We start from the raw sequence: 21,855 nt of genomic DNA on the forward strand, positions 1-21,855 counted from the left end.
ACATATTTTCGACTCAAATTCCTCTATCCCCATTTTCGCATACTACGGGTAGAAACTGTATTCATAACCGAAAGATTTCTAAAATAATTCCTTCTTTAACCGAATGTCGTCTTGATCGGTAATCTTCCGCAAAACCCGACATGGATTGCCAACGGCCAATGAATTGGCTGGAATATCATGTGTGACCACGCTTCCGGCACCAATAACCGATCCATGACCAATCGTAACGCCACCGACTACAGTGACGTTTGATGCCAGCCAACAATTATCCTCAATAGTGATCGGCTTGGTATATTCCTTGCCGGGCAAATCGTTATGAGCAGAAAAGTTCCGATCTTCATAGCGAAGCGGATGCATTGGGGTAACCAAGCTGACGTTTGGCCCCAGCAGCACATTGTCGCCGATGGTAATCATGCCACTGTCTAAAAAGGTGATGTTAGTGTTGCCGTAAAAGCGATCACCAATTTTGATGTGGGTGCCGTAATCCACAAAGATCGGCCCCTGCAGGTAAATTCGCTCTGAAGAGTTGGGCAGGAGCTGCTTCAATACTTCTGTGCGTTTCTCTGTCTCATCATCAAACGTATCATTGTACATTTTCGTCAGCCGGTGGGCCAACCTCTGCCGCTTCAATAATTCCGGATCTCGTGGATTGGTCAGCTTTCCGGAAAGCATTCTTTCATTTTCATCCATGGTAAGGCCTCCAAACTCGTTATATCAAGGTAATCATAGCATATTGGGCCTGCCTGACAGACCAATTTGCCCAACAAAAAACCGGCCAAGGTCAATTGCCTTTAAGCCGGTTGATAAGTTAATTTTATCTAACTATTTTACAAGCGCAAATTTATAGTAGTGAAGTGGTGTGTTGCCATACTGCACTTTGATTGCGTGGTTGGCTTTATTAACGATAATGAAATGGGTATTATCAGTAAATCTCAGATAGAACTTGTGGTAAGTCTTGCTTCCACGTTCACGGTAAGTAATTCCCCAGAAAGTCTTTGAATAAGTGGTTACTTTGTAGTTGGCAAAGTTGATCAGCTTCTTTTGATACTTGCCATTCTTATACAAGCCCTGGTTCAAACCACCCTTTTGGCTGAAGTTGGTGACAACGCTGTATCCGTTGTTGTTACCTGATTGCCAACGGCCGGTTGGTTCTGAGATGGTAATCTTGCTGCTTGAAGATTTTGAACTGTTACTTGTTGTGGTAGAGGTTGAAGCCTTTGGTGTCTTAACGGTCATAATTCGGTAGAAGTATGAAGTTGATGACTTGCGGGCAAACACATAAAGCTTTTGGTTGGCTTTAACATTGGTATGCAAAGCTGCGCTGAACTTACCAGTGGTGCTGTCGGCAGTTGTGCTGGCAAGGGTTGTCTTCTTAGCGTTCCGAACAATAATTGAAACACCTTTGGTAGCCGTTCCGGTAACTGCCTTGGAAGTCGTATAGATATTATTGACTTTGAGTGACGGAGAACTTGCAGACGCGTTAACGCTGAATCCAACGAGTAATGATGCCAGGACCGCGAAGAACGCGATAAACTTAAATTTCTTCATTATGATATTGCTCCCTAATCTTTATTTTGCATGATTCATTATAAATGATTGCCATAAAAATGCCGTCAAAACAGTCTTCATTTATCCTTTTCTTAAGAAAAGCCTCACCGAACAGTCATGTGATTTCGGGTTGTTATTATGAAAATGATATGCCTGTAAATTTTATTCATTTACATGCTGAATTCGCTTTCGTTGGGCTAATTTGTGTTATATAATGTTGGGGAACTGGTATAGACATGTACCAAATTACTGAGTTAATATTCTGATAGGAGTGAACATTTTGCCAACTGAAAGACGTTCTTTGATTATGCTCTTTGGAGCAACTGGTGACCTTGCCACTCGTAAACTTTATCCCGCAATGTTAAAGCTTTTCGAGAAGGGAAATATCCGTGATCACTTTGCTGTGATTGGGACTTCCCGTTACAAATTTGATGATGAAAAATTCCGTGAAATGGTTGTAAAATCTGTTTCTAAGGAATCAACCAACAAAAAGCAAATTGCTGACTTTGCCAGCCATTTCTACTTTGTACCTCATGATGTAACCGACCTCGAACATTATTCTGTATTAAAAGATAAGGCAAATGAACTGGACAAGAAATACCAATTGAACGGGAACCGTGTGTTCTACATTTCAATGGCACCCAACTTCTTCGGAACAGTTGCTAAAAACCTTAAAGCTCAACACCTTCTGTCAGAAGGCAATGGCTTTAACCGTCTGGTTATTGAAAAGCCGTTCGGCCGTGATTATGAATCAGCAAAACAATTAAATGATGACTTAAGCCATGCATTTGAAGAAAACCAGATCTTCAGAATTGACCATTACTTAGGTAAGGAAATGATCCAAAACATCGAAGCAATTCGTTTTGGCAACACCATTTTCGAAGCTCTCTGGAACAACCGTTATATCGACAATATTCAAGTAACCCTGGCTGAAAAGCTGGGTGTTGAAGAACGTGCCGGTTACTACGACAATTCCGGTGCTCTTCGTGACATGGTTCAAAACCATATCATGCAAATTGTCAGCCTGCTTGCCATGGAACAACCAGTTGCTTTCAAGGATACTGATATCCGTGCTGAAAAAGTTAAGGCATTGCGTAGTCTCCGTGTCTACAACGTTGCTGAAGCTTCAAGCAACTTCGTCCGTGGTCAATACGCTGCTGTTGGTAACGGCAAAGAATACCGTGAAGAAGACGGTGTTCCAAAGGATTCAAATACCGAAACCTTCGTTGCCGGTAAGTTATTATTTGATAACTACCGTTGGTCAGGCACACCATTCTACATTAGAACCGGTAAGAAGCTTGCCGACAAGTTCACTCGTGTCGACGTTGTCTTCAAGAAGCCGTTAGTTGATATCTTCGCCTTCCCACAAAGTGGAAGCGCACCACTTAACGCCAATGTTTTGACCATCTTCATTGAGCCTAACCAAGGTTTCTCACTGATGGTTAACGCCAAGAACAGCGAACAAGGATTCCACACTGAACCCGTTCAGCTGCAATACCTTGAAGATTCAAAGAGAACCAAGGAAACTCCACAACCTTACGAACGTTTAATCCACGACGTTTTGAAGGGCGACGGTACCAACTTTGCAAGCTGGCCAGAAGTTGCCAATGCTTGGAAGTTTGTTGATCAAATCCGCCGTGTTTGGGATATTCAACAACCAATGTTCCCTAACTACATTCCAGGATCAATGGGTCCAGTATCAGCCGATGAATTACTTGCCCGTGACCACCGTGAATGGGTATACAAATTGAACAAGTAATCTTTAATAATGAAACTGTCGGAAAGCGAAAATCGTTTTCCGGCAGTTTTTGTTTGGGTTCATTTTGATGATCCATATAAATGTAAATTTTTTACGATTTCTTGAAAATAATCACATATTTTATCATCTTATGAAATGATTAAACCCCTGTACCTGTTTCTAAAAGCGGTTTTGAACCGTGTAAGCGATTTCTTAATAATCCGTTTTCATTTTCACAATCTTTCATTTAACCAATTAGGCATACCGCCCCAGCGCGTTTTTGTTTCACTTTCACTTTGTGAGATGATACACTTAACGTGTAGTAATTCTTATATAGAAAAGGATGGTTTTGAAATGGCTGATCAAAAAGCAAACATTGGTGTTGTTGGTATGGCTGTTATGGGTAAGAACTTAGCCCTTAACATCGAAAGCCGCGGTTACACTGTTGGCATTTTCAACAGAACCGGCTCCAAGACTGAAGAAGTTATGAAGGATCACGGAGACAAGAAACTCGTTCCAAGTTACAAGATTGAAGACTTTGTTAAATCACTTGAAACTCCTCGTAGAATTATTTTAATGGTTAAGGCTGGTAAACCAACCGATGCCGTTATTGATGAATTACTTCCACTGCTTGATAAGGGCGATGTTCTTATCGATGGTGGTAACACAAACTTCCACGATACGATGGCTCGAAATGCCCGTCTTGATAAATCAGGAATCAACTTTATCGGAATGGGTGTATCCGGTGGTGAACTTGGTGCCTTACAAGGTCCATCATTGATGCCAGGCGGCCAAAAAGAAGCTTATGATTTGGTAGAACCAATTCTCAAGCAAATCGCTGCCAAAGCACCAGCTGATGGCGAACCTTGTGTCACCTATATTGGACCTAATGGTGCCGGACACTATGTCAAGATGGTTCATAACGGCATCGAATATGGTGATGAAGAGTTAATCGATGAAAGTTACAACATTTTAAGAAACCTTGCCGGCTACTCAGTTGATGAATTGGCTGACATCTTCAAAGACTGGAACAAAGGCGAACTCGACAGCTACTTAATCGAAATTACCGCCGACATTTTAACTCATAAAGATGATATTGGTGATGACAAGACTAAGCCTATCGTTGATATGATTCTCGACCGTGGTGCCAACAAAGGTACCGGTAAGTGGAGTTCACAGGATGCCCTCGAAGTCGGTGTTGACCAATCAGTTATCACCGAAGCCGTATACGCACGTTATATTTCAATGATCAAGAAGGAACGTGTTGCAGCATCTAAAGTACTTCCTAAGCCAGAAGGCAAAGTTGACTTCGACAAGAAAGAAATCGTTGAAAAGGTTCGTGAAGCCCTCTACTTCGGTAAAGTTATGAGTTACGCTCAAGGCTTTGCTCAATTGAAGGCCGCTTCAGAACAATACGAGTGGAATATCAAGTTAGGCGAAATGGCAAAGATTTGGAGAGCCGGATGCATTATTCGTGCCCGATTCCTTCAAAACATTACCGATGCCTATGACAAGAATCCAGAATTGCAAAACCTGCTTTTGGACCCATACTTCACTGATATTGCAAAGAAGTATCAAGAATCAGCACGTGACGTCGTAGCATTGGCAACAAAGGCCGGCGTACCAGTACCATCATTGGCAGCCGCCGTATCATACTACGATTCATATCGTTCAGAAGTTGTACCAGCAAACTTGCTCCAAGCACAACGGGACTACTTCGGTGCCCACACGTACGAACGTGTCGACCGCCCAGGAAGCTTCCATTATACTTGGTATGAAGAACAGTAGTGAGCGGAAACCCATCGGGTGATTCCGAGCATTAATTGATAAAAGGCCTTAACCGCTGGTTTTGCGGTTAAGGCCTTTTATCGGTTAAGCGGAAGAATCAGATGGGTTGGAGCTGTCCTCAAAGACAGCCTAATTTGCAATATAACCAAAAACTTTTAAGTATCAATTAGCAAAAGGACAGCAACCGCAAAACCGGCGGTTGCTGTCCTTTTCTAAACAAAAATATTGATAAGTACGAAATAATCGTATATACTAATTCTAGAAATAAATAGCAAGAGGCGAGTACAATTAATGACGAATTGAAATTCATCTTCCCTAAGCCCTTCAACCGAATGTGGCAGCATTTGGGTCTTACCGCTATTGACAAATCAAACTTGGCAACTTATCTGACTGAATATTATCAAAATGCACCAATCAACTCGCGGACTAATGGTTTTCCTGGAGTGCTCATTCAAGGTACAGGGGGTGCCATCAAGCTCCGTTTTGAACAGGAAAGCAGCGCCCGAGGAAAGAGTGGAAGCTACCGTATTATCTACTTTACCTTAGTCCAAAAAACTGTCTATTTTTTAACCGTTTATGCTAAGAAAGACCAGGCAAACTTAACGGATACACAGAAACAAAAAATTCAGAAAGTAATCCAGCATCTACGACACAACTATCATTCAACTAAGGAGTGACTTCAAATGGGAAATTTATCAGATGAAACTTTAGACCAAAGTTTAAATGCTTTAAATAAGCTTGCCGATGGCGATGATTCAGATGTGACCATTATGCGAGTGCCATTGAAGATCCCCAATATTAATGCGAAAAGCATCAAGCTTTTCCGTGACCAACATCATCTTACCCAACAAAGACTTGCAGTCGAACTGGGGGTATCAGTTCGAACTGTCCAAAGTTGGGAAATTGGGCGTAGCAATCCCAACGGATCAGCAAAACGACTCTTACAAGTTTTGATGGATAATCCAGAGTTACTTGACCATTTGTTTACCCATGAATGATAAGTACTTCTAATAATTAAAGTCAATTTTAAAACCAGCCATCCCTTTGACCAATCATGATCAAGAAGATAGCTGGTTTTCTATTAACTATGAAAAAATTAGCTTCCTGTAATTACACCAAGACAAAAATACAACAGCGTACCCGCAGTAACCATGAGGACCGTCGAAACTGTAATGCTCAAATAAACATTTATTCCTCGCCTAGTCAGCAAAACAGCCATCAAGTCAGCCCATCCAAACAATGAAATATCCAAAACAATTGATGCAACCTGTTGGAGAGAGTCAACAAAATACAGCCCAAGTGAAAGTAAAGTAACTAAGCCAAGTAATGAAGGCAATCTCGCCATAGTTCTATCATCAATTTGATTTATTATATTCTCAGTTATTCTTTGTGTAATTTTCAAATAGCCTAACCTCCAGTTCACCAATAACAGTATCACAGCATACACACCCCCAGCAAACCAAGTCAGACACGCAACTAAAAAAAGCCAAGTAACTTGAGAAATGAACTCTCAAATTACTTGGCCTAAATTATTTTGGAAACATTAAGCTCTAACCCTTTTCTTCCGCCTTAATCTTCTTCCCAAAATCAGTCTCATCAAAATGATCAATCACATTCTGCAGGTCTGCTTTGGTCAAGCTGGCACCAAACAGCTCACTGCCGGGCTCAGTCATAATCCCATCGGCAATATCATAGTGAACCACGGTGTCAAAACCCATGGTATCCACAAACTCAGCCACTTCATCAACGGCTTCTTTGTTATCACCAGTCACAAATAGTGCTTTACGATTCTCGGCACCGGCTGGCTTGGCCTCTTCTTGAAGATTATGGTAGCCCATGTGGTTAAAGGTTTTGACGATGGTACTCTTATTGAAATACTTCTGAACCTGCTCGCTGGAAGTCGATGATGGATCCAAGACTTCTTCTCGGATGCCGTCAGTTTCCCACCAATAGTTCATCGCATCAATCACTAATTTGCCTTTGAGCAGCTTAGACTTGATATTCTTGTATCGACTCAGTGGAATCGCCAAAATAATCAAATCACTCTTCGATACAACCCCCTGGTTCGTGGCTGGAGTCGCACCCGGCACCAGGGTTTCAATGGTCATAGCAATCTTCTCAACCGAACCTGACCCTGAAATCCGGACGTGATAGCCGGCCTTTAATGCCAGCTGGGCTAACACAATGCCCACTTTTCCGGCACCCAGGATGCCGACATTTTTAATTTCTGTCATGATTAGCCCTCCTCGGACAGGATTTCTTTAACGCGAGGAATCACTTTGGTTCCGTATAATTCGATCATGCGTTCACGTTGAGCTGCGGTCTGGTTACCTGCGCCGTACACGAGGTCAAACCGGCCAAGGTTCATCAAGTTGATCGTCCGGGCCATTCTTTGAGCAACGTGTTCCGGATTGCCAACGTAGAAGGAACCTACCTTGGTCTCCCCATCGAACTGTTCACGGCTCATCGGTGCCCATCCACGGGTTAAGCCGATGCGGTCGAAATTGGCCTTGATGTTCTTCCAAGCAACTTCAACGGCTTCGTCCTCGTCGTCGGCGATAAAGCCGTGAGAGTGAACGGCAACGGGTTGAAGTGGCATGTTGTACTTTTCAGCTGCTTTTTTATACAAGTTCAAGTATGGAACAAAGCGGTCAGCCTGCCCGCCAATGATCGCCAGGATCACTTTGTAGCCGTACTTTGCTGTTCTGATAATTGATTCAGGTGAGCCGCCAATTCCAATATAGGTCTCAATGCCGTTATAATCAGTCTTTGGATAAACGTCCTGATCCTTGAGTGACTGGGTGAATTTGCCATGCCAAGTGATCGGCTTTTCTTTGATCAATTGACTGTACATTTCTAATTTTTCGTTGAATAAATCGTCATAGTCGGTTAAATCATAGCCAAACAGCGGGAAGGATTCCGTAAATGAGCCACGGCCAAGCATGACTTGCGCACGGCCTTCGGATAATCCTTCGAGAGTGGCGAACCGTTCGTACACCCGAACCGGATCATCGGAACTCAACACGGTAACGGCGGTTGCCAGCTTGATGTGTTCAGTTACCGAAGCAATCGAGCCCAGTACAATTTCAGGACTTGAAACACTGTAATCGGGACGATGATGTTCACCGACACCAAAAACGTCAACTCCCAACTTGTCGGCTAATTGGCCTTCCTTAACGATTTGACGAATTGATTGGCCGGCAGTTAAAAGCTCACCGTCCTCAGCCGAAACAATATCACCAAACGTTTCCAGCCCAAATTGTAATTTATCTACATCAACCATGCTCATGCTTTTTCCTCCTGTCGCTTACTATTTGTAAGTATGATAATAGATTATAGTACTTGGGGGTAAAAAGCAACTAAAATGGCTAATGAAATTGCCTCAAGATGTTCCGTTGCAAATTTGCAGCACTGCCTGTATACTTGCAACAGGAGGTGGAGATATGAAAACACCAAATCTTGGCATTAAAAACATTAAGCCCATTTCTGAGCTGCGTTCATATAATAAACTTTTAGAGGAAGTAACACCCAATAATCCTGTCATTCTAACTAAAAATGGCTATGGTAAGTATGCTATTGTTGATATTGACGAGTTCGAGAAGTTCGAACAAAACCAAGTGGCCAATGAGTTAATCCAGATTGTTAAACACGCACGTAACGGCTCCTTGCATTCAATAGAAGATGTAGAAAAGGAAAAAACCATCCCAAAATGATTGATCTAAAGGCTACTCTTGAAAATTTAGGCTTTGAAAATATCATTCTATTTGATGTTTTCAAAGATGATTCCAACCTGTTAAAAACAGCGAAAGCAATTATTTTAAATGGTGGTTATGAATTTATTCTATTTGACAGTTTAAGGCAGACCGGATCAGTTGCCCTACTCAAAAAGCTGATTTTGAACGGAAAACCAGTTTATGGAATTAGTGCCGGTGCAATCGTCCTCGGTCCCGACCTGGATTTATTTACTCAACTGTATCCCGAAGATAACTTTAATAATGATTCGGACACCGCTTCAATTGATGCGACAAGTATTCGGATTTATCCACACTACGACAAACATTCGCAAGATAATCCACAGTTGGAAAGCTCAATAAAAGCATTTGAATCAAGCACCAATAGCAACGTTACACGATTAAGAAATGACGAGGGAATTGTGATCAGGGATGGGGCAGCAAAGCTATTGGGATAGGTACTCTATATATCTGAATTAAGCATGTTTACCGTAATGAATAGCATCTGCAAAAATTATGTTTTGCCTATCGCAGTATGGCAGTCCTTATCCCATCATGAGATAAAATAACGCGTTGCCAATATTTTCAAAACAGAAAATGTGTTGGTAACGCGTTTTTACATTTTTCCTTATCGATTTTTTAATGCTTTTTGACCAAAGTACACAATCCCAATCAAAGCCGCAACCCCAAGAATCAATTGCACCCACCAGAGAATGGTGAACATAACCGGATGACCACCAAAGAAGATCAAAATTGAGATAGCCAAACCAGAAATTGACAGCCAGAGCTGATAATCTCGAGGAATATTTTTATTAATTCGCATCAAAATCACCCCTTATGCTGATCCAAACAGATGATCGTTTCCACACTTATATTATAAGTCGTTTGGACATAGGCGGTGTGGTGGATGACTTCAAAATTAGCTCTAACAAGGAAAAGCGGAATTCGGTGCAACTCTTTTGTAACTATTTCAACAGATGTTTCTCTAGACTCTAGGTAGTAACGTCTAGTATATGTATCAAGCTATGCTTAGCACATTTGTTAATATTCATTGTAAGCGGGCCGAATTAGACATAACACTTCAAACAGGAAGGCATTCTTGATATCCGATCGATATTCAATTAATTTAGACAACCATTACTCACCATGACACACAGAGAGGCCCATCAATCAATAATAAAACAATTGATTGAGGGGCTTCTTAGTATAAATGGACATTTTTGCTTAAATATTAAATTAACAACTATATTTCGCTCCCGTTATGTTTTCTTTGCTCCCTGTATATAAATATTGTTTGGACCACAAATATGATAAACAGTACAATGGCAACAAAGTACCAATTCAATCGGACATCTGTACTGCCTGATAGTGTCACAAAGAAGTAAATTAGGAATCCACTGCTTACCCATGATAGAAATATGCCAAAGCTCTTTATGATTACTTGCATGACTGTTTCCCCTTCCCGTTAACCTTTCATCAAAGACACAGAATCCCTGAGTTTAACTAGCCTGACTTTCAAACACTCACAGTTAATCTGAACGTTACATATCTACTGAAATATTGACAAAAATTATTTTCTGAAGGATCAGACTGTTCGATGCTGGAACACAAGATACCCTGCTCCCAGTAATAAAACAATGTAAACGAGATTTCCTGAAAATAACTGAGTCAATGTCAACCGGGTCAGATGAATTTCACTAGGAGAAAGGATTTGATCCGGATATTGTAGCATATTCAAAGGATTCCACTTTAACCACGGCCATTTAATAACTAGCTGAGCACTCATCCCAGACATTATATTAGTGACAAAAGAACCGATAATGCCAACTGAAATCGCAGCAGCGGAGTTCTTAAACAAATTACTGAGAAGTATCACAATGCTTAAGATCAACCATACAGTTAACAGGTTGGCAAGATCAACGACAATTGTACTCGTCAACACCGTATACCCATGACCTAAGTTTGCACCTAAGTCTACTTTTGGAAACAGGATAAACTTAATTAACAATGAACTGATATTGATCCAGACAAGCCATGCAACTGAATAAACCAGAAGGGTGATCCACTTGCTAATTAAGATTTTGCCACGAGAATATTCCCGATATAGTAAATTTTTAATCGTTCCATATTGGAATTCCATCGTGATAATCGAACTACTTGCAGCAATAAGATAGAAAACTAACAATGTTGTCGCATAGTATCCAGTTGTATAGGTTTCTTGTGGATTGAACACATCTGGATGAATCTTAGTCATTACTGCAAATCCAATCTGAATTACCATCATAACAATTAATGAAATCCATGTACTGTGCTTCTTAAATAACTTAAAAAGCTCTTGTCGAATTAAAATCATCATGACCCTACACCTTCTCTTCTGCCAATACTGTTAGCAACGAGTGTTCTAAGTTACCTTCATTATGCTGAAAATCGATGACTTCGATATTGTTTTCTGAAAGTAAACTTAGTATTTTAGCAACTTCATCTGATTCACTTTCAATAATTGTCAATGGTTGACTGGCAGTAACTTGATATCCTGCATTCACAACAAGACTATTTGCTGCACGGTCGTCACTGGTCTTCAAAATAATAAAGTGACTATCCTGGTTCAACATTTCTTTCATACTTGTATGCTGGATGATTCTGCCTTTCTTTATCACGATTAAATCATCAGCCAGTTTCTCCAATTCACTCAGAATATGTGATGAAATCAAGAAAGTTGTTCCATTTTCAGCCATCTGCTTAATTAGGTCTCTCAAGTCTTTAACCGATTGCGGGTCCAAGCCATTCATTGGTTCATCCAAAATGACTAGGTCCGGCTCATTAACAAGGGCCAATGCGATACCAAGCTTTTGTTTCATCCCCAATGAATAATGGCCGGCTCGTTTCTTAATGTAAGAACTCATATGAAGCCCAGACACAACCTTTTCAACGTTAACTGTTGATGTAGCGAATAGTTTCAAATTATCCCAGCCCGTGAGAAATGGATATAAACCAGGATATTCAATCAATGCACCAACTTGCTTCAATGGTCTATGATCTTGAAAAGAAGTATTAGTTCCGGCAACAGTGATCGTCCCTGATTGATAATCCAACAATCCCAGAATGTCCTTCATAATCGTCGACTTTCCTGCGCCGTTTGGGCCGACCAACCCAACAATTGTTCCACTTTTAATATCAAAAGAAATGTCATTCAGAACATGTCGAGATCCAAACGACTGGTTTAAATTACTTACAGATAAAATTTTCATTGCTTTGGCCTTCTTTAGTTGCTTCTACGATAGACGACAAAGAGATAAATGTCCGCAGCTAACATCCCAATTCCATATTTAAGAACCTCAAACTGTTTCAGCAAGTATTCGGTTGGAAATATACTTTCACACGCAATGACTACTACAAAACACAACATGGTTGCCCGAAGATAAATCCGATCAGTTCGCTCATCGCTCTTGCCAATCTTTTTGTAAAGATACCACCAGGCCCCCAGGGCAAATAAAACCTCAATCATAATCAAGGATAAAAATAAGTTATAGTGGTTGTAACTGGAATCCGTCCAAGTCTTCAATGGATAAAATAACCAGGCCGGAATATCAGACAGTGAATGAATTTTCATTGCTCTTCGTCTCCTTTGTGATAATTAAAAATATCAGTAATTGATGCTCCAAAATAATCGGCTAATCGGAATGCCAGAATTAGTGATGGGGAGTAATTTCCTTTTTCCATAACCAATATCGTTTGTTTTGACACGCCAACCGCATCCGCCAGCTCCGACTGTGACAGATGACGTAAAACACGATACTCATATACCTTGTTATCTATCCGATCGTTGCTATCCTTCATTCGACTCATTGACTTACCCCCAATCTTCAAAAGCACCGGTTTCTTTTTGAATTGTCTATATAGTATACCCATCTTTTCCTAAAGTAAAGTATACTTTTCTTTTTGTTATGTTTTATTTGATAACATTCGAATAAGCTTTACTTTTTAAAGTATAAAAAAGTGCTAATCATCAAAAAGATAATTAACACTCAACTCATTTAAATGAATCACTCAAATACGCTTTTTCTTGAACGCATGGTACCCAATAGCAATAAACAGTCCAGCCCAAATCAGATTTCCAATAATCAGCTCACCGTCACTTAATAGTGACTGATGAATCGTACCTGGCGTCAAGAACTGAAATGCAACATTAAACATATTTCCTGGGTACCATTTAATAATTGAAGAACCGTTGCCGACCATTCGGATTAACAAATTCGAAATAGGCGTTCCCATAAAAATAAATAGTAAACCAACTACTGCGGCAATTGAGCTTGTGCGGCTTAAACTGGCAATTAAGAACACAATTGTGATGATCAGCAAACAAGAAAATAAATTACTAAATAAAAATGTCATCAGGTCTTGCATCACTGTTTGATTATTATCATAGATGGCCCCAAATGAGTGAGTCGATCCATACGAAATATACTTAACGATGATTATGATTATTAATGATACGTGTTCATTTCTCGGTCATTATTTGGTTTGCGGAAACCGGAAACCTATCTTGAATCCGTTGCTAAATAACATTATATCACTGGCAAGGAAGCAAAAAATGCTTGAAATAATTCAAAACGATTTGTTCTCACACAGCTGCGAATGGAATTAAGTAAAATAATAGAGTCACCATACACTGTGTAAAGTGATGATGACTCCATTATGTTATTTATAATCTTCTGCCAGCTTTGAGAAGTCCGTTGTTCCTAATCCACTTGCTTGATTGTAGACTGTTCCTGGCTGACCAGTATAATACAAATTTGAATTATCAGTTGTCGCATTTAATGGGTGGAACGGTGAATCAGATTTCTGGGCTAGCTGATAGATTTGAGCATTCCAGAATCCCATTCGTGCACGACCTGGCTGGCTATTAATAACAGCTGCCATTGCGGCATATTGTGGAGCTACAATGCTGGTTCCACCACTTGGGGGCCACTGAATGCCATCTTTTTTGTAATATACCTTGTACCCTGTTTCGGGGTCGGCATCTGCAGAAACATCAGGATAATTTCTTCCTGAATCGGTTCCATGGACAAGTGGTGCGCCCAAAACAAATTGATTCAGACTTGAGACATAATTTCTGGCATTGAAGGTATTCACGCCAGGTACCCCTTGTTGGTAAGTTGGGGTACTCGTAAGTTTATTAAATCCGCCACCACTGCCTCTCAACAGCCCATCGATTCTATCTGGGACTTGAGCAAGTCTATCCGGATTGCCTATAAGTGGCCATATATAATCTGTCCCCCAACTTCTTTCGCTAGAAATTGTGACTTTCCCAAGTGATTTTTCATTTCCCTTAGTCGGAAGATTTCCATCAAAGGGTAATGTAGTGCCACCTGTCGATGTTATCCACGGGTTTGCATCAAATGGCAAGTTTCCATTTATAGAACGATCCATCAACAAATGATTACCTGAAATACCCTTAACGTCAAAATTCAAAGCACCTGTATCGCCTGAAGCGACAAAGCTCGAAACACCTTGGATTGCGGCTTGAGCAAGCACAAAATTTAAAACATCCAAATATTTTGAGCTTAAAACCTTATGTTTAACTAACAAATTCAAGTATGAACTCCCAAAAAGTCCCCAACTGGTTGATAAGCTACTTGCTTTGTTTTCGTTTAATGCAGTAGCGTAAGCGTTAATCATATTCATAACTGTTGGATACGGGCTTCGAATCCAGTAAATTCTCACATTTGCTTGTGGGGCGACAGAGCCTGCATATTCAACATCCATCGTTGTTTCGCCTTCATTGAGACTGACCAGATTACCCTTGTACATATCACCAGGAACCACCTTGGTCGTGAGTCGATGCATGTCAGTGCTTGCATTTTCATGTTTCCAAAAATGATAGGCATTACTTTTCTTGATATTTCCAAACGCAATAATGCCAATGGTTTGTCCTTTACCTGTCATACCTTGATCATATAAGGGCTGAACATCATATTGATTCACAAATCGGTTGGTGAAGCCGGAAAAAGAATAATCGTTACCCTTCTTTACGAGAGGCATGTTGCTGTTAGGCATTACATAATTTCGATTATGATCGGTCATCCCCAACACAGTCCACACCGTATTTGCCAGTTTTGAAGGAATGTTTGGCTTTTTACTACCAAACTGTAGTGGATTGCTGTGGTAAGTAGCAGTATTCATGTTTACGTGGAAAGTCTTATCAATGTATTTTACCTTTCCAGTCACAGTTAATTGGATTCCGTTGTCATACACCAAAGTTCGCAAGTGATGTTTCTTTAAGTATGCCTTCCAACTATTAGTCACAGTTGATGGTTGACCATATTTTGACTGAATATCTGATGGTGTTAAATAATTTTTGAACTGCAGATTATCCGGAGTGTTCACATCCATAGCCTGTTGAAAGAATTCTTGAAAATTATGTGGCTTCAAAAAAATATCGAAACTAGTTGTTGTGTTAGCTTTTACAGGTGTAGGCCGATAAACTCCAGAGGAACCTAGATCACTATATGCTTGTCCAATGGGATTGGATGCGGCGAAAACTGTCTGCGCCACAAAAATACTTGCAAGACTAAAAACAGACATAATCGTGGCTTTTACCCAACTCTTCATAACGTCCACTTCCCCTATTAGTGTGACATGCTATTACAGTAATTTCACACTAATAGTACCACTAACTGGCAATCAAACTACTTATATGAACTTGGTTTGTAGCCTAAAATAATTTACCCAATTGCTTCCTCAATCGCATCCCGCAATTCCCTGGTAGCCGCAGCCGGATTCTGCGCCTTCATAATCGCCGAAACAACGGCGACACCATCAACATGCGCGCCATCAATGGCATCCACGTTATCAGCTTTCAGTCCGCCGATTGCGTAAACTGTGATGCCAACTGCTCGCTTAATTTTACCCAATGTTTCGACTGAAGTATGGACAGTCTTAACGTGAGTAGTGGTTGGGAAAATTGCCCCGGTTCCCAAATAGTCGGCGCCCACTTCTTCGGCCGTTTTTGCCTGCTTCAAAGTCTTGGCGGTCGCTCCAATAATCTTCTTTGGTCCAAGAATCCGACGGGCAACGTCAACGGGCAAGTCGCTTTGGCCGAGATGGACTCCTGCTGCATCGACTGCTTGAGCAATATCCAATCGGTCATCAATAATCAAAGGAATTTTGTATTTATCGGTGATCGCTTTTACTTGTTGGGCCAGTTCAAAGATTTCCCGACTGGTCCCCTCCTTTTGCCGCAGCTGAACCAAGCCAACACCATTTTGGCATCCCTGTTCAATGGCGTTAAAGAACTGTTCATCGGTTAATCCGGTGTGATCCGTCACAAGATAAAGTGGTCGATTTGTCAGTTTCACATTCATTTCCTCCAATATTTTCGCTTTTGCCATCAGTGTAATTGAACCTCGGCAAAATGTATAGAAGTATTTCCTGCTTGACTTTCATATTGTAACCGGTTATAAATAAGTCATGAGCTTGAATTGAATCAAGCCTAACTGAATATTTCGTCTGGGGTGCCTGAAATGGCTGAGATTATACCCATCGAACCTGATGTAGTTTGGACTGCCGAAGGAAGAGCGAATTTAACGTCGATTTTATAATGACTTTAAACCTTCTTTTTGCGGAAAAGAAGGCTTTTCTTTTCTGTAAATTGAAATTAAACGATGAGCGATTAAATCTACGGGCCTCTTTCTTCGGAACTTGAAGAAAGGGGTCTTTTTGTATGGTACTTGTGAATGGCGCAGAGGAATCCGGTGTGGTTGGTCAAACAATCGCTGAGTTTCTAAACCAAAGGAGCGCACCGATCGAAAATATCGTTGTTGAACAAAACGGCACAATCGTTCACCGCGCAGATTTTGATACCACGAAAATTTCTGAAAACGACAAACTGGAACTTATTTCATTTGTGGGTGGCGGCTAGAATAGCTTGGATTCGCTCACTTTTAGGACAGCGAATCCAAGCAAAGATATCCTTGTAAGCACCTCCAAGACAAATCCCAAGACCAGGGATTTATCTTCGAGGAGACTTACAGTCCGACGGCCGTGAAACGCCTAGCCTACTTGGCGACTTCTAACCGCTTGGATTCGCTCACTCATCATTAAGGAGTCGATTACGACATGCAGGAACCAGAAATTCAAGGATTAAAGATTAACGACGTTTATGAAGGCATGAAGGAACGCAACGTCAAAGGTTCAACCGAAAAGTTGGCTGCGGCTCACGTTACGATCGCCGGTGCCGGCGGTCTAGGCTCAAACATTGCGATTGCCCTGACCCGAATTGGCGTCGGTCACCTGACATTAATCGACTTTGACACTGTCGAGTTGAGCAACCTCAACCGCCAGCAGTTCAAGTTAAGCCAGGTGGATATGCCAAAAGTTGTTGCGATGAAACAAAACCTGCAGGAGTTTAATCCCTTTGTGGAAATTAACATCCACCAGGTAAAAGTCACTCACGACAACGTTAAAGAATTGTTTGCGGATGCCGATATTATCACCGAAGCATTTGATAATCCGGCAGCCAAAGCAATGCTGCTGGATGCGGCTTCCGAGTTCTACCCTGACAAGCCAATTGTCATGGGAACCGGAATGGCCGGCATCCACAGTTCCAATACGATTACGACTAAGCATCCCCGTTCCAACCTGTACATTGCAGGCGATGGAACATCTTTGGGAGCTGAAGGCCTCATGGCACCGCGGGTTATGATTGCGGCCGGTCATGAAGCCAACATGGTGACCAGATTAATTTTAGGCGACAAAGAAATCTAAGGAGAATTTTTATGGCAAACGAAAAAGATGAACTGGTAATTGGCGGACACGCCTTTACCTCACGTTTTATTTTAGGATCAGGAAAGTATTCTTATGATTTGATCGATTCAGCAATTAATAACGCCAAAGCCCAAATTATTACGATGGCATTGCGACGCAATAATACCGGGAAAGAAAACATTTTAAATTACATCCCCGAAGGCATCACCATTCTGCCCAACACTTCAGGCTCAACCAATGCCGAAGAAGCAATCCGAACAGCTCGAATTGCCCGCGAATTAAGCGGCAGTGATTTTGTTAAATTGGAAGTTGTTCCCGACAAGAAATATTTGATGCCGGACAACTATGAAACTCTGAAAGCAACCGAAGTTCTGGCAAAAGAAGGCTTCATCGTTATGCCTTACATGCTGCCGGACTTGAACGTTGCCCGTCAGTTGGTGGATGCCGGTGCTGCAACCGTCATGCCTTTGGGTGCTCCAATCGGAACCAACAAGGGCCTGTCAACCAAAGATTTGATTCAAATTCTGATTGACGAAATCGACGTTCCAATCATCGTGGATGCCGGAATCGGTCGTCCAAGTCAAGCTGCCGAAGCAATGGAAATGGGCGCTGCTGCTGTGATGGCCAACACCTCAATGGCAACTGCCGGCAACATTCCGTTAATGGCCGAAGCATTCAAGCTGGCTGTTGAAGCCGGCCGGAAAGCTTATTTGGCAAAACCGGGACGAGTTATCGAACACGGCGCCGTTGCGTCATCTCCACTTACCGGTGTCAGCGCGGTGAAATAGGGGCGGTCATATGACAACAACCCAACTGAATCAATTATCACATCGAATCGGTACCATTAATGCCTTATCAAAGGGCGAAGTTGGTCAAAACCGACTTGTGTATTCGCCAACCTGGATCAGCGCCCAACAGCAGGTTATTAACTGGGGACTGCAGCTTGGATTTGACGTTACTGTGGATGATTTTGGGACAACCTACATGGATATCCCCGGGACGGTTCACCCCGATCAAATCATTGCGGCCGGTTCACACATTGATACCGTGGCTCAAGGCGGCCGATTTGACGGCTTGTATGGTGTCCTTGGCGGTTTGCAGGCAATTGAAAACCTGCTGGAATCAGTCGGCCGGCCGAAGAAAACGTTGCGCTTAATTTCTTTTAGTGAAGAAGAAGGCAGTCGTTTTCCGGATACGTTTACCGGCTCCAAGCATTACACAGGTCAACCGATCAATTTGGCAATGACCGATCCAAACGGTGTCTCCTTCGAGGATGCCAGAAGAAATGCCGTTGCCAAGTTGAAAATAACCGGTGTAAAAAGTGGTCGACCTGAATTGCCGTCAACCTTTACTGAGCTGCACATTGAACAAGGGCCACGATTGATTGACCACCATCTTCAAATTGGTTTAGTAACTTCGATTGTCGGCCAGCGTAGGTTCACGGTCACAGTTAAGGGAATCGCGAATCATGCCGGAACGACACCGATGGACGAACGGGCGGATGCACTGGAAATGGCCGTCACTTTGATCAGTGACTTGAGTCAACAAGCCCATCAACTCGATAAGGGCCTGACGTTCACGGTCGGTGAAATGCATATTTCGCCAAATACCTCCAACGTCATCCCCGGACTGGTCACCTTCTCCATCGATACACGCCACAACAACGAAGCCGTTCTTGATCAATTTGAGCAAATCATCAACCAAGTGGTTGAACGATCACAGGACACAAATATCATCAACAGCGTTAACCGTTGGGCCAAAAGTGACGTCACCCATTTGGATGATCAATTACTGGCAGCCAATCAAAAAATTGCCGATCGGTTGGGCTTCAGCTCAACTCAATTAGCATCCGGCGCCGGCCACGACAGTCAAATCATGGCCAAAGTGACTCGCACCACAATGATTTTTGTGCCAAGCATCAACGGTATCAGCCACGCCCCTGAAGAAAACACGAGTCAGGAAGATTTACTCCGCGGGGTTGAATTGTTAACGGAGAGTCTTCACCAACAAGCCTATTAATGTTTGGGGGAAGTAACTTGAAACACATTAGTATCACTGCACAAATCGGGATTGGCATGATTGTCGGCGCAGGCCTTGGATTGGCATTTGGTCCAAAGATTGCCGGCATTCAGCTGCTGGGAAATATTTTCCTGCGTTTAATCCAAATGGCGGTCGTCCTGCTGATATTTGGCGCCGTTATCGAAGCCCTTGGCAGCTTGAAATCCGATCAACTGGGAAGATTGGGTGGCAAGACAGCAATGTGGTTTTTGATAACAACGCTGATTGCGGCAGTTCTCGGACTGGCAATTGGTTATGCGGTCAATCCTGGAAATGGTATCAAGCTGGCATCTCTTAGTACCTCTGGAACCGTCGCCAAAGCCTCGACTAATTTTAGTCAGACCGTTTTGGACTTCTTTCCGACCAATATTTTTGACGCATTGGCAAAAGGCAATGTCATTCAAGTCATTATCTTCGCGATATTATTTGGAATTGTCCTCAATCGCGCCAACAAAGACGGCAAATTCAATCAAGTGTTGAGCCTTGTTAAACAGATGAATCAGCTAACTGTCAAGCTGGTCATGCTCGTGATGAAGCTGGCACCAATTGGAATCGCCGCACTGATGGCTTGGGTAACCGCAACCAGCGGGATTAAAGTCATTTTGCCCCTGCTCAAATTCCTAACCGCATTTGGCCTCGGCAGTATGACTTTCTTGATTGTCCTGTTTGGCTTTATCAGCTGGTACGCAAAAGTGCCGCTGAGAGGATTAGTCCGCGGTTTTTCAAGAATCATTTTAGTTGCATTTACCACCACTTCTTCAGCGATTTCGCTGCCAATTGAAATGGAAGACGCTGAAGGTCGCTTAGGGGTTGAAAAATCGATCAGCCAACTGGTCCTGCCACTGGGAATGGCACTGAACAGTAACGGATTGGCGATGTATCTGTCCCTATCGTGTTTAACATTGACACAATTGTATGGAATGTCCGTTTCACCAATGTCAATGGTCAAGATTGTCCTACTATCAGTGATTGCCTGCCTGGGAACGGTTGTCGTTCCCGGCGGTGGCCTGGTCGCATTGACGATTGTCGTCCCAACTTTGGGACTGCCAATGCAAAGTATCGCAGTCTTGGCAGGAATCGACTGGTTCTCGGGAATGTTCAGAACGGTCTTAAATGTGGTTGGGGATACGACAACCGCAATTGCCGTCGCTTCTGATGAGAAATCCTTAAACAGAGAACCGTACAAAGTTCCTGCCAACAAATTGGCACCAAAACACAACTTGTGAGATCACTTCTTCGAATTGATGCACCATAGCTTTATGCGGGAAACCGCAACACTTTTCTACCACAAATAAGGACCCACAGACCAAATGGAAAATGATCTGTGGGTCCTTTGCTGCTTGTGATTCTCTCTAGTAGAAACATGTTCCGACGACCCAGGGCCCTACTGCACAAACAATTAAGGCCAACAATGAACAAAAACAGTTCATCATTGGCCTTAATCGCTTGTGCTGCGACGACTGGCTGAAAGCCCGTCTAGCCTACTTGGCGGTGTCAACCCGGGTCTCGTCACACTCTTGTTCTATTCATGATGACTAATGCCACCCAAACGTTCAATTGTTTCCTGCTTGAGGTAGTAAGGGGTAATTCCATCGTCAATGGCTTTGGTTAATAACCCCTGAGCTTTCTTTTGCGCAAGAATTGTTGGTACTTTCAATGCCATCACTGACTTATTGATCACCATTTGATGGACATCAACGTCAGTCTTATATTCCAGCTTCTTTGGATTCATCTGATTCTTTGAATGCTCGGTCTTTTCTTTAGCCATGAAAATCCCTCCTTACTACTTTATCTAACTCAATCATAGCAAATTCACAATTGAAAGTATATTCAAAAGACTAGTCTCTCTTTGGAACTTTTTCGAACTTTTCGTGATACCATTTATCCCAGGATTCTGCCTTAAGACTACCATCATCGTAATACTCAGGGTTGATTACCGAAATAACGTGTTTAAGATCTTTGCCGCGCTGTTCAAGTAAATCATCTTTCATTTGTTCTGGCGTAAAGGATTTGTTCTCGAAAATGTAGTGATTGATGTCGGCTAAATACCAATCGATCTTGTATTCAGCTAAAATCTCAAGGTCGTTTTTCTTGAACCAACGAAGATAAAATTCAATAAAATCCCCAACCGCCTTTTTTGTTGCTGCGTCGTCCAACTTATCGAAAGTTACTACATCTGCCACAGTGACACCTCCTCTTATACTCTGTAATTCCATTATGCCACAA

26 protein-coding genes and 1 riboswitch are annotated in these 21,855 nt (G+C 42.1%); of the genes, 11 read left to right on the forward strand and 15 right to left on the reverse strand.

Going from position 1 to position 21,855, the window contains the following annotated elements:
* Positions 1 to 78: 78 nt before the first annotated feature.
* Together FD17_RS09205 and FD17_RS09210 are read right to left on the reverse strand one after the other, a co-directional pair.
* Entirely contained in the window at positions 79 to 690 is a 612-nt protein-coding gene (locus tag FD17_RS09205) for a sugar O-acetyltransferase (protein WP_057825868.1), read from the reverse strand.
* 132 nt (positions 691 to 822) lie between these two features.
* Positions 823 to 1,548 carry an Ig-like domain-containing protein gene (locus tag FD17_RS09210; protein WP_057825871.1) on the reverse strand — a complete coding sequence of 242 codons (726 nt, stop codon included), beginning with the start codon at positions 1,546 to 1,548 and terminating at the stop codon, positions 823 to 825.
* 280 nt (positions 1,549 to 1,828) lie between these two features.
* Here FD17_RS09210 and zwf point away from each other — a divergent pair, with 280 nt between their 5' ends.
* The 4 genes from zwf to FD17_RS09230 all read left to right on the forward strand — a co-directional run bounded on the left by zwf (position 1,829) and on the right by FD17_RS09230 (position 6,072).
* Positions 1,829 to 3,307, forward strand: coding sequence for a glucose-6-phosphate dehydrogenase (gene zwf, locus FD17_RS09215; protein ID WP_057825874.1), 1,479 nt, complete (start codon positions 1,829 to 1,831; stop codon positions 3,305 to 3,307).
* 333 nt (positions 3,308 to 3,640) lie between these two features.
* Positions 3,641 to 5,074, forward strand: a complete 1,434-nt coding sequence (gene gndA / locus FD17_RS09220; protein ID WP_057825876.1) for an NADP-dependent phosphogluconate dehydrogenase — start codon at positions 3,641 to 3,643, stop codon at positions 5,072 to 5,074.
* A 332-nt stretch (positions 5,075 to 5,406) separates the two neighbouring features.
* Complete coding sequence (locus FD17_RS09225; protein WP_235803202.1) at positions 5,407 to 5,751, forward strand: type II toxin-antitoxin system RelE/ParE family toxin; 345 nt, start codon at positions 5,407 to 5,409, stop codon at positions 5,749 to 5,751.
* Positions 5,752 to 5,757: 6 nt separating this feature from the next.
* Positions 5,758 to 6,072, forward strand: coding sequence for a helix-turn-helix domain-containing protein (locus tag FD17_RS09230; protein WP_057825882.1), 315 nt, complete (start codon positions 5,758 to 5,760; stop codon positions 6,070 to 6,072).
* A 98-nt stretch (positions 6,073 to 6,170) separates the two neighbouring features.
* On the opposite strand, the gene FD17_RS09235 is transcribed toward FD17_RS09230, so the two are convergent.
* The 3 genes from FD17_RS09235 to FD17_RS09245 all read right to left on the reverse strand — a co-directional run bounded on the left by FD17_RS09235 (position 6,171) and on the right by FD17_RS09245 (position 8,357).
* The gene (locus FD17_RS09235) at positions 6,171 to 6,476 is read right to left on the reverse strand and encodes a hypothetical protein (RefSeq protein ID WP_057825886.1); all 306 of its coding nucleotides are present in this window, start codon (positions 6,474 to 6,476) and stop codon (positions 6,171 to 6,173) included.
* Positions 6,477 to 6,624: 148 nt separating this feature from the next.
* Positions 6,625 to 7,308: an NADPH-dependent F420 reductase gene (locus FD17_RS09240; RefSeq protein ID WP_057825889.1), complete on the reverse strand. Its 684-nt coding sequence runs from the start codon at positions 7,306 to 7,308 to the stop codon at positions 6,625 to 6,627.
* Between the two features lie 2 nt (positions 7,309 to 7,310).
* Complete coding sequence (locus FD17_RS09245; protein ID WP_057825928.1) at positions 7,311 to 8,357, reverse strand: LLM class flavin-dependent oxidoreductase; 1,047 nt, start codon at positions 8,355 to 8,357, stop codon at positions 7,311 to 7,313.
* Between the two features lie 160 nt (positions 8,358 to 8,517).
* Here FD17_RS09245 and FD17_RS09250 point away from each other — a divergent pair, with 160 nt between their 5' ends.
* Entirely contained in the window at positions 8,518 to 8,787 is a 270-nt protein-coding gene (locus FD17_RS09250; protein WP_057825890.1) for a type II toxin-antitoxin system prevent-host-death family antitoxin, read from the forward strand.
* Positions 8,784 to 9,263 carry a Type 1 glutamine amidotransferase-like domain-containing protein gene (locus tag FD17_RS09255; RefSeq protein WP_082617185.1) on the forward strand — a complete coding sequence of 160 codons (480 nt, stop codon included), beginning with the start codon at positions 8,784 to 8,786 and terminating at the stop codon, positions 9,261 to 9,263. The genes FD17_RS09250 and FD17_RS09255 overlap by 4 nt, the downstream gene beginning before the upstream one ends.
* Before the next feature lie 170 nt (positions 9,264 to 9,433).
* Here the strand turns inward: FD17_RS09255 and FD17_RS09260 are convergent, their stop codons facing one another.
* The 8 genes from FD17_RS09260 to thiE all read right to left on the reverse strand — a co-directional run bounded on the left by FD17_RS09260 (position 9,434) and on the right by thiE (position 16,163).
* Positions 9,434 to 9,628, reverse strand: coding sequence for a hypothetical protein (locus tag FD17_RS09260; RefSeq protein ID WP_057825892.1), 195 nt, complete (start codon positions 9,626 to 9,628; stop codon positions 9,434 to 9,436).
* 762 nt (positions 9,629 to 10,390) lie between these two features.
* Positions 10,391 to 11,161, reverse strand: a complete 771-nt coding sequence (locus FD17_RS09270) for an ABC transporter permease (protein ID WP_057825896.1) — start codon at positions 11,159 to 11,161, stop codon at positions 10,391 to 10,393.
* Between the two features lie 4 nt (positions 11,162 to 11,165).
* Positions 11,166 to 12,053: an ABC transporter ATP-binding protein gene (locus FD17_RS09275; protein WP_057825898.1), complete on the reverse strand. Its 888-nt coding sequence runs from the start codon at positions 12,051 to 12,053 to the stop codon at positions 11,166 to 11,168.
* 14 nt (positions 12,054 to 12,067) lie between these two features.
* A complete protein-coding gene (locus FD17_RS09280; RefSeq protein ID WP_057825900.1) occupies positions 12,068 to 12,415 on the reverse strand; it encodes a hypothetical protein in 348 nt (115 codons plus the stop codon).
* A complete protein-coding gene (locus FD17_RS09285; protein ID WP_020281415.1) occupies positions 12,412 to 12,642 on the reverse strand; it encodes a helix-turn-helix transcriptional regulator in 231 nt (76 codons plus the stop codon). Before FD17_RS09285 ends, FD17_RS09280 begins: the two co-directional genes overlap by 4 nt.
* Before the next feature lie 210 nt (positions 12,643 to 12,852).
* Positions 12,853 to 13,197, reverse strand: a complete 345-nt coding sequence (locus tag FD17_RS09290; RefSeq protein WP_338092500.1) for a hypothetical protein — start codon at positions 13,195 to 13,197, stop codon at positions 12,853 to 12,855.
* A 306-nt stretch (positions 13,198 to 13,503) separates the two neighbouring features.
* The gene (locus FD17_RS09295; RefSeq protein ID WP_057825903.1) at positions 13,504 to 15,417 is read right to left on the reverse strand and encodes a S53 family peptidase; all 1,914 of its coding nucleotides are present in this window, start codon (positions 15,415 to 15,417) and stop codon (positions 13,504 to 13,506) included.
* A gap of 113 nt (positions 15,418 to 15,530) precedes the next feature.
* Positions 15,531 to 16,163 (reverse strand): thiamine phosphate synthase, encoded by a 633-nt coding sequence (gene thiE / locus FD17_RS09300; protein WP_057825906.1) that lies wholly within the window; start codon positions 16,161 to 16,163, stop codon positions 15,531 to 15,533.
* Positions 16,164 to 16,305: 142 nt separating this feature from the next.
* Positions 16,306 to 16,398: riboswitch (TPP riboswitch) on the forward strand.
* Between the two features lie 130 nt (positions 16,399 to 16,528).
* Between thiE and thiS the strand changes: the two genes are divergently transcribed.
* From thiS to FD17_RS09325, 5 genes are all read left to right on the forward strand, one after another.
* Positions 16,529 to 16,726 (forward strand): sulfur carrier protein ThiS, encoded by a 198-nt coding sequence (thiS, locus tag FD17_RS09305; protein ID WP_057825909.1) that lies wholly within the window; start codon positions 16,529 to 16,531, stop codon positions 16,724 to 16,726.
* A gap of 197 nt (positions 16,727 to 16,923) precedes the next feature.
* Positions 16,924 to 17,571: a sulfur carrier protein ThiS adenylyltransferase ThiF gene (gene thiF, locus FD17_RS09310; protein WP_057825911.1), complete on the forward strand. Its 648-nt coding sequence runs from the start codon at positions 16,924 to 16,926 to the stop codon at positions 17,569 to 17,571.
* A gap of 11 nt (positions 17,572 to 17,582) precedes the next feature.
* Positions 17,583 to 18,359: a thiazole synthase gene (locus FD17_RS09315; RefSeq protein ID WP_057825913.1), complete on the forward strand. Its 777-nt coding sequence runs from the start codon at positions 17,583 to 17,585 to the stop codon at positions 18,357 to 18,359.
* Positions 18,360 to 18,369: 10 nt separating this feature from the next.
* Positions 18,370 to 19,590 (forward strand): M20 family metallo-hydrolase, encoded by a 1,221-nt coding sequence (locus tag FD17_RS09320; protein ID WP_057825914.1) that lies wholly within the window; start codon positions 18,370 to 18,372, stop codon positions 19,588 to 19,590.
* Between the two features lie 17 nt (positions 19,591 to 19,607).
* Entirely contained in the window at positions 19,608 to 20,855 is a 1,248-nt protein-coding gene (locus FD17_RS09325) for a dicarboxylate/amino acid:cation symporter (RefSeq protein ID WP_057825916.1), read from the forward strand.
* A gap of 296 nt (positions 20,856 to 21,151) precedes the next feature.
* Here FD17_RS09325 and FD17_RS09330 read toward each other — a convergent pair whose 3' ends face one another.
* Together FD17_RS09330 and FD17_RS09335 are read right to left on the reverse strand one after the other, a co-directional pair.
* Positions 21,152 to 21,397, reverse strand: a complete 246-nt coding sequence (locus FD17_RS09330; protein WP_057825919.1) for a hypothetical protein — start codon at positions 21,395 to 21,397, stop codon at positions 21,152 to 21,154.
* Between the two features lie 70 nt (positions 21,398 to 21,467).
* The gene (locus tag FD17_RS09335) at positions 21,468 to 21,812 is read right to left on the reverse strand and encodes a hypothetical protein (protein ID WP_057825923.1); all 345 of its coding nucleotides are present in this window, start codon (positions 21,810 to 21,812) and stop codon (positions 21,468 to 21,470) included.
* Positions 21,813 to 21,855 lie beyond the last annotated feature (43 nt).

Origin of the sequence: Lentilactobacillus sunkii DSM 19904, assembly GCF_001435575.1 — a bacterium.
In the GTDB taxonomy this organism is placed as follows: domain Bacteria; phylum Bacillota; class Bacilli; order Lactobacillales; family Lactobacillaceae; genus Lentilactobacillus; species Lentilactobacillus sunkii.

Excerpts from the sequence above, each read along its gene's own strand:
- FD17_RS09205 (WP_057825868.1), bottom strand. The coding sequence starts at position 690 with ATGGATGAAAATGAAAGAATGCTTTCCGGAAAGCTGACCAATCCACGA.
- FD17_RS09210 (WP_057825871.1), bottom strand. The coding sequence starts at position 1,548 with ATGAAGAAATTTAAGTTTATCGCGTTCTTCGCGGTCCTGGCATCATTA.
- gndA (WP_057825876.1), top strand. The coding sequence starts at position 3,641 with ATGGCTGATCAAAAAGCAAACATTGGTGTTGTTGGTATGGCTGTTATG.
- FD17_RS09225 (WP_235803202.1), top strand. The coding sequence starts at position 5,407 with ATGTGGCAGCATTTGGGTCTTACCGCTATTGACAAATCAAACTTGGCA.
- FD17_RS09230 (WP_057825882.1), top strand. The coding sequence starts at position 5,758 with ATGGGAAATTTATCAGATGAAACTTTAGACCAAAGTTTAAATGCTTTA.
- FD17_RS09240 (WP_057825889.1), bottom strand. The coding sequence starts at position 7,308 with ATGACAGAAATTAAAAATGTCGGCATCCTGGGTGCCGGAAAAGTGGGC.
- FD17_RS09245 (WP_057825928.1), bottom strand. The coding sequence starts at position 8,357 with ATGGTTGATGTAGATAAATTACAATTTGGGCTGGAAACGTTTGGTGAT.
- FD17_RS09250 (WP_057825890.1), top strand. The coding sequence starts at position 8,518 with ATGAAAACACCAAATCTTGGCATTAAAAACATTAAGCCCATTTCTGAG.
- FD17_RS09255 (WP_082617185.1), top strand. The coding sequence starts at position 8,784 with ATGATTGATCTAAAGGCTACTCTTGAAAATTTAGGCTTTGAAAATATC.
- FD17_RS09260 (WP_057825892.1), bottom strand. The coding sequence starts at position 9,628 with ATGCGAATTAATAAAAATATTCCTCGAGATTATCAGCTCTGGCTGTCA.
- FD17_RS09270 (WP_057825896.1), bottom strand. The coding sequence starts at position 11,161 with ATGATGATTTTAATTCGACAAGAGCTTTTTAAGTTATTTAAGAAGCAC.
- FD17_RS09275 (WP_057825898.1), bottom strand. The coding sequence starts at position 12,053 with ATGAAAATTTTATCTGTAAGTAATTTAAACCAGTCGTTTGGATCTCGA.
- FD17_RS09280 (WP_057825900.1), bottom strand. The coding sequence starts at position 12,415 with ATGAAAATTCATTCACTGTCTGATATTCCGGCCTGGTTATTTTATCCA.
- FD17_RS09285 (WP_020281415.1), bottom strand. The coding sequence starts at position 12,642 with ATGAAGGATAGCAACGATCGGATAGATAACAAGGTATATGAGTATCGT.
- FD17_RS09290 (WP_338092500.1), bottom strand. The coding sequence starts at position 13,197 with ATGACATTTTTATTTAGTAATTTATTTTCTTGTTTGCTGATCATCACA.
- FD17_RS09295 (WP_057825903.1), bottom strand. The coding sequence starts at position 15,417 with ATGAAGAGTTGGGTAAAAGCCACGATTATGTCTGTTTTTAGTCTTGCA.
- thiS (WP_057825909.1), top strand. The coding sequence starts at position 16,529 with ATGGTACTTGTGAATGGCGCAGAGGAATCCGGTGTGGTTGGTCAAACA.
- thiF (WP_057825911.1), top strand. The coding sequence starts at position 16,924 with ATGCAGGAACCAGAAATTCAAGGATTAAAGATTAACGACGTTTATGAA.
- FD17_RS09315 (WP_057825913.1), top strand. The coding sequence starts at position 17,583 with ATGGCAAACGAAAAAGATGAACTGGTAATTGGCGGACACGCCTTTACC.
- FD17_RS09320 (WP_057825914.1), top strand. The coding sequence starts at position 18,370 with ATGACAACAACCCAACTGAATCAATTATCACATCGAATCGGTACCATT.
- FD17_RS09330 (WP_057825919.1), bottom strand. The coding sequence starts at position 21,397 with ATGGCTAAAGAAAAGACCGAGCATTCAAAGAATCAGATGAATCCAAAG.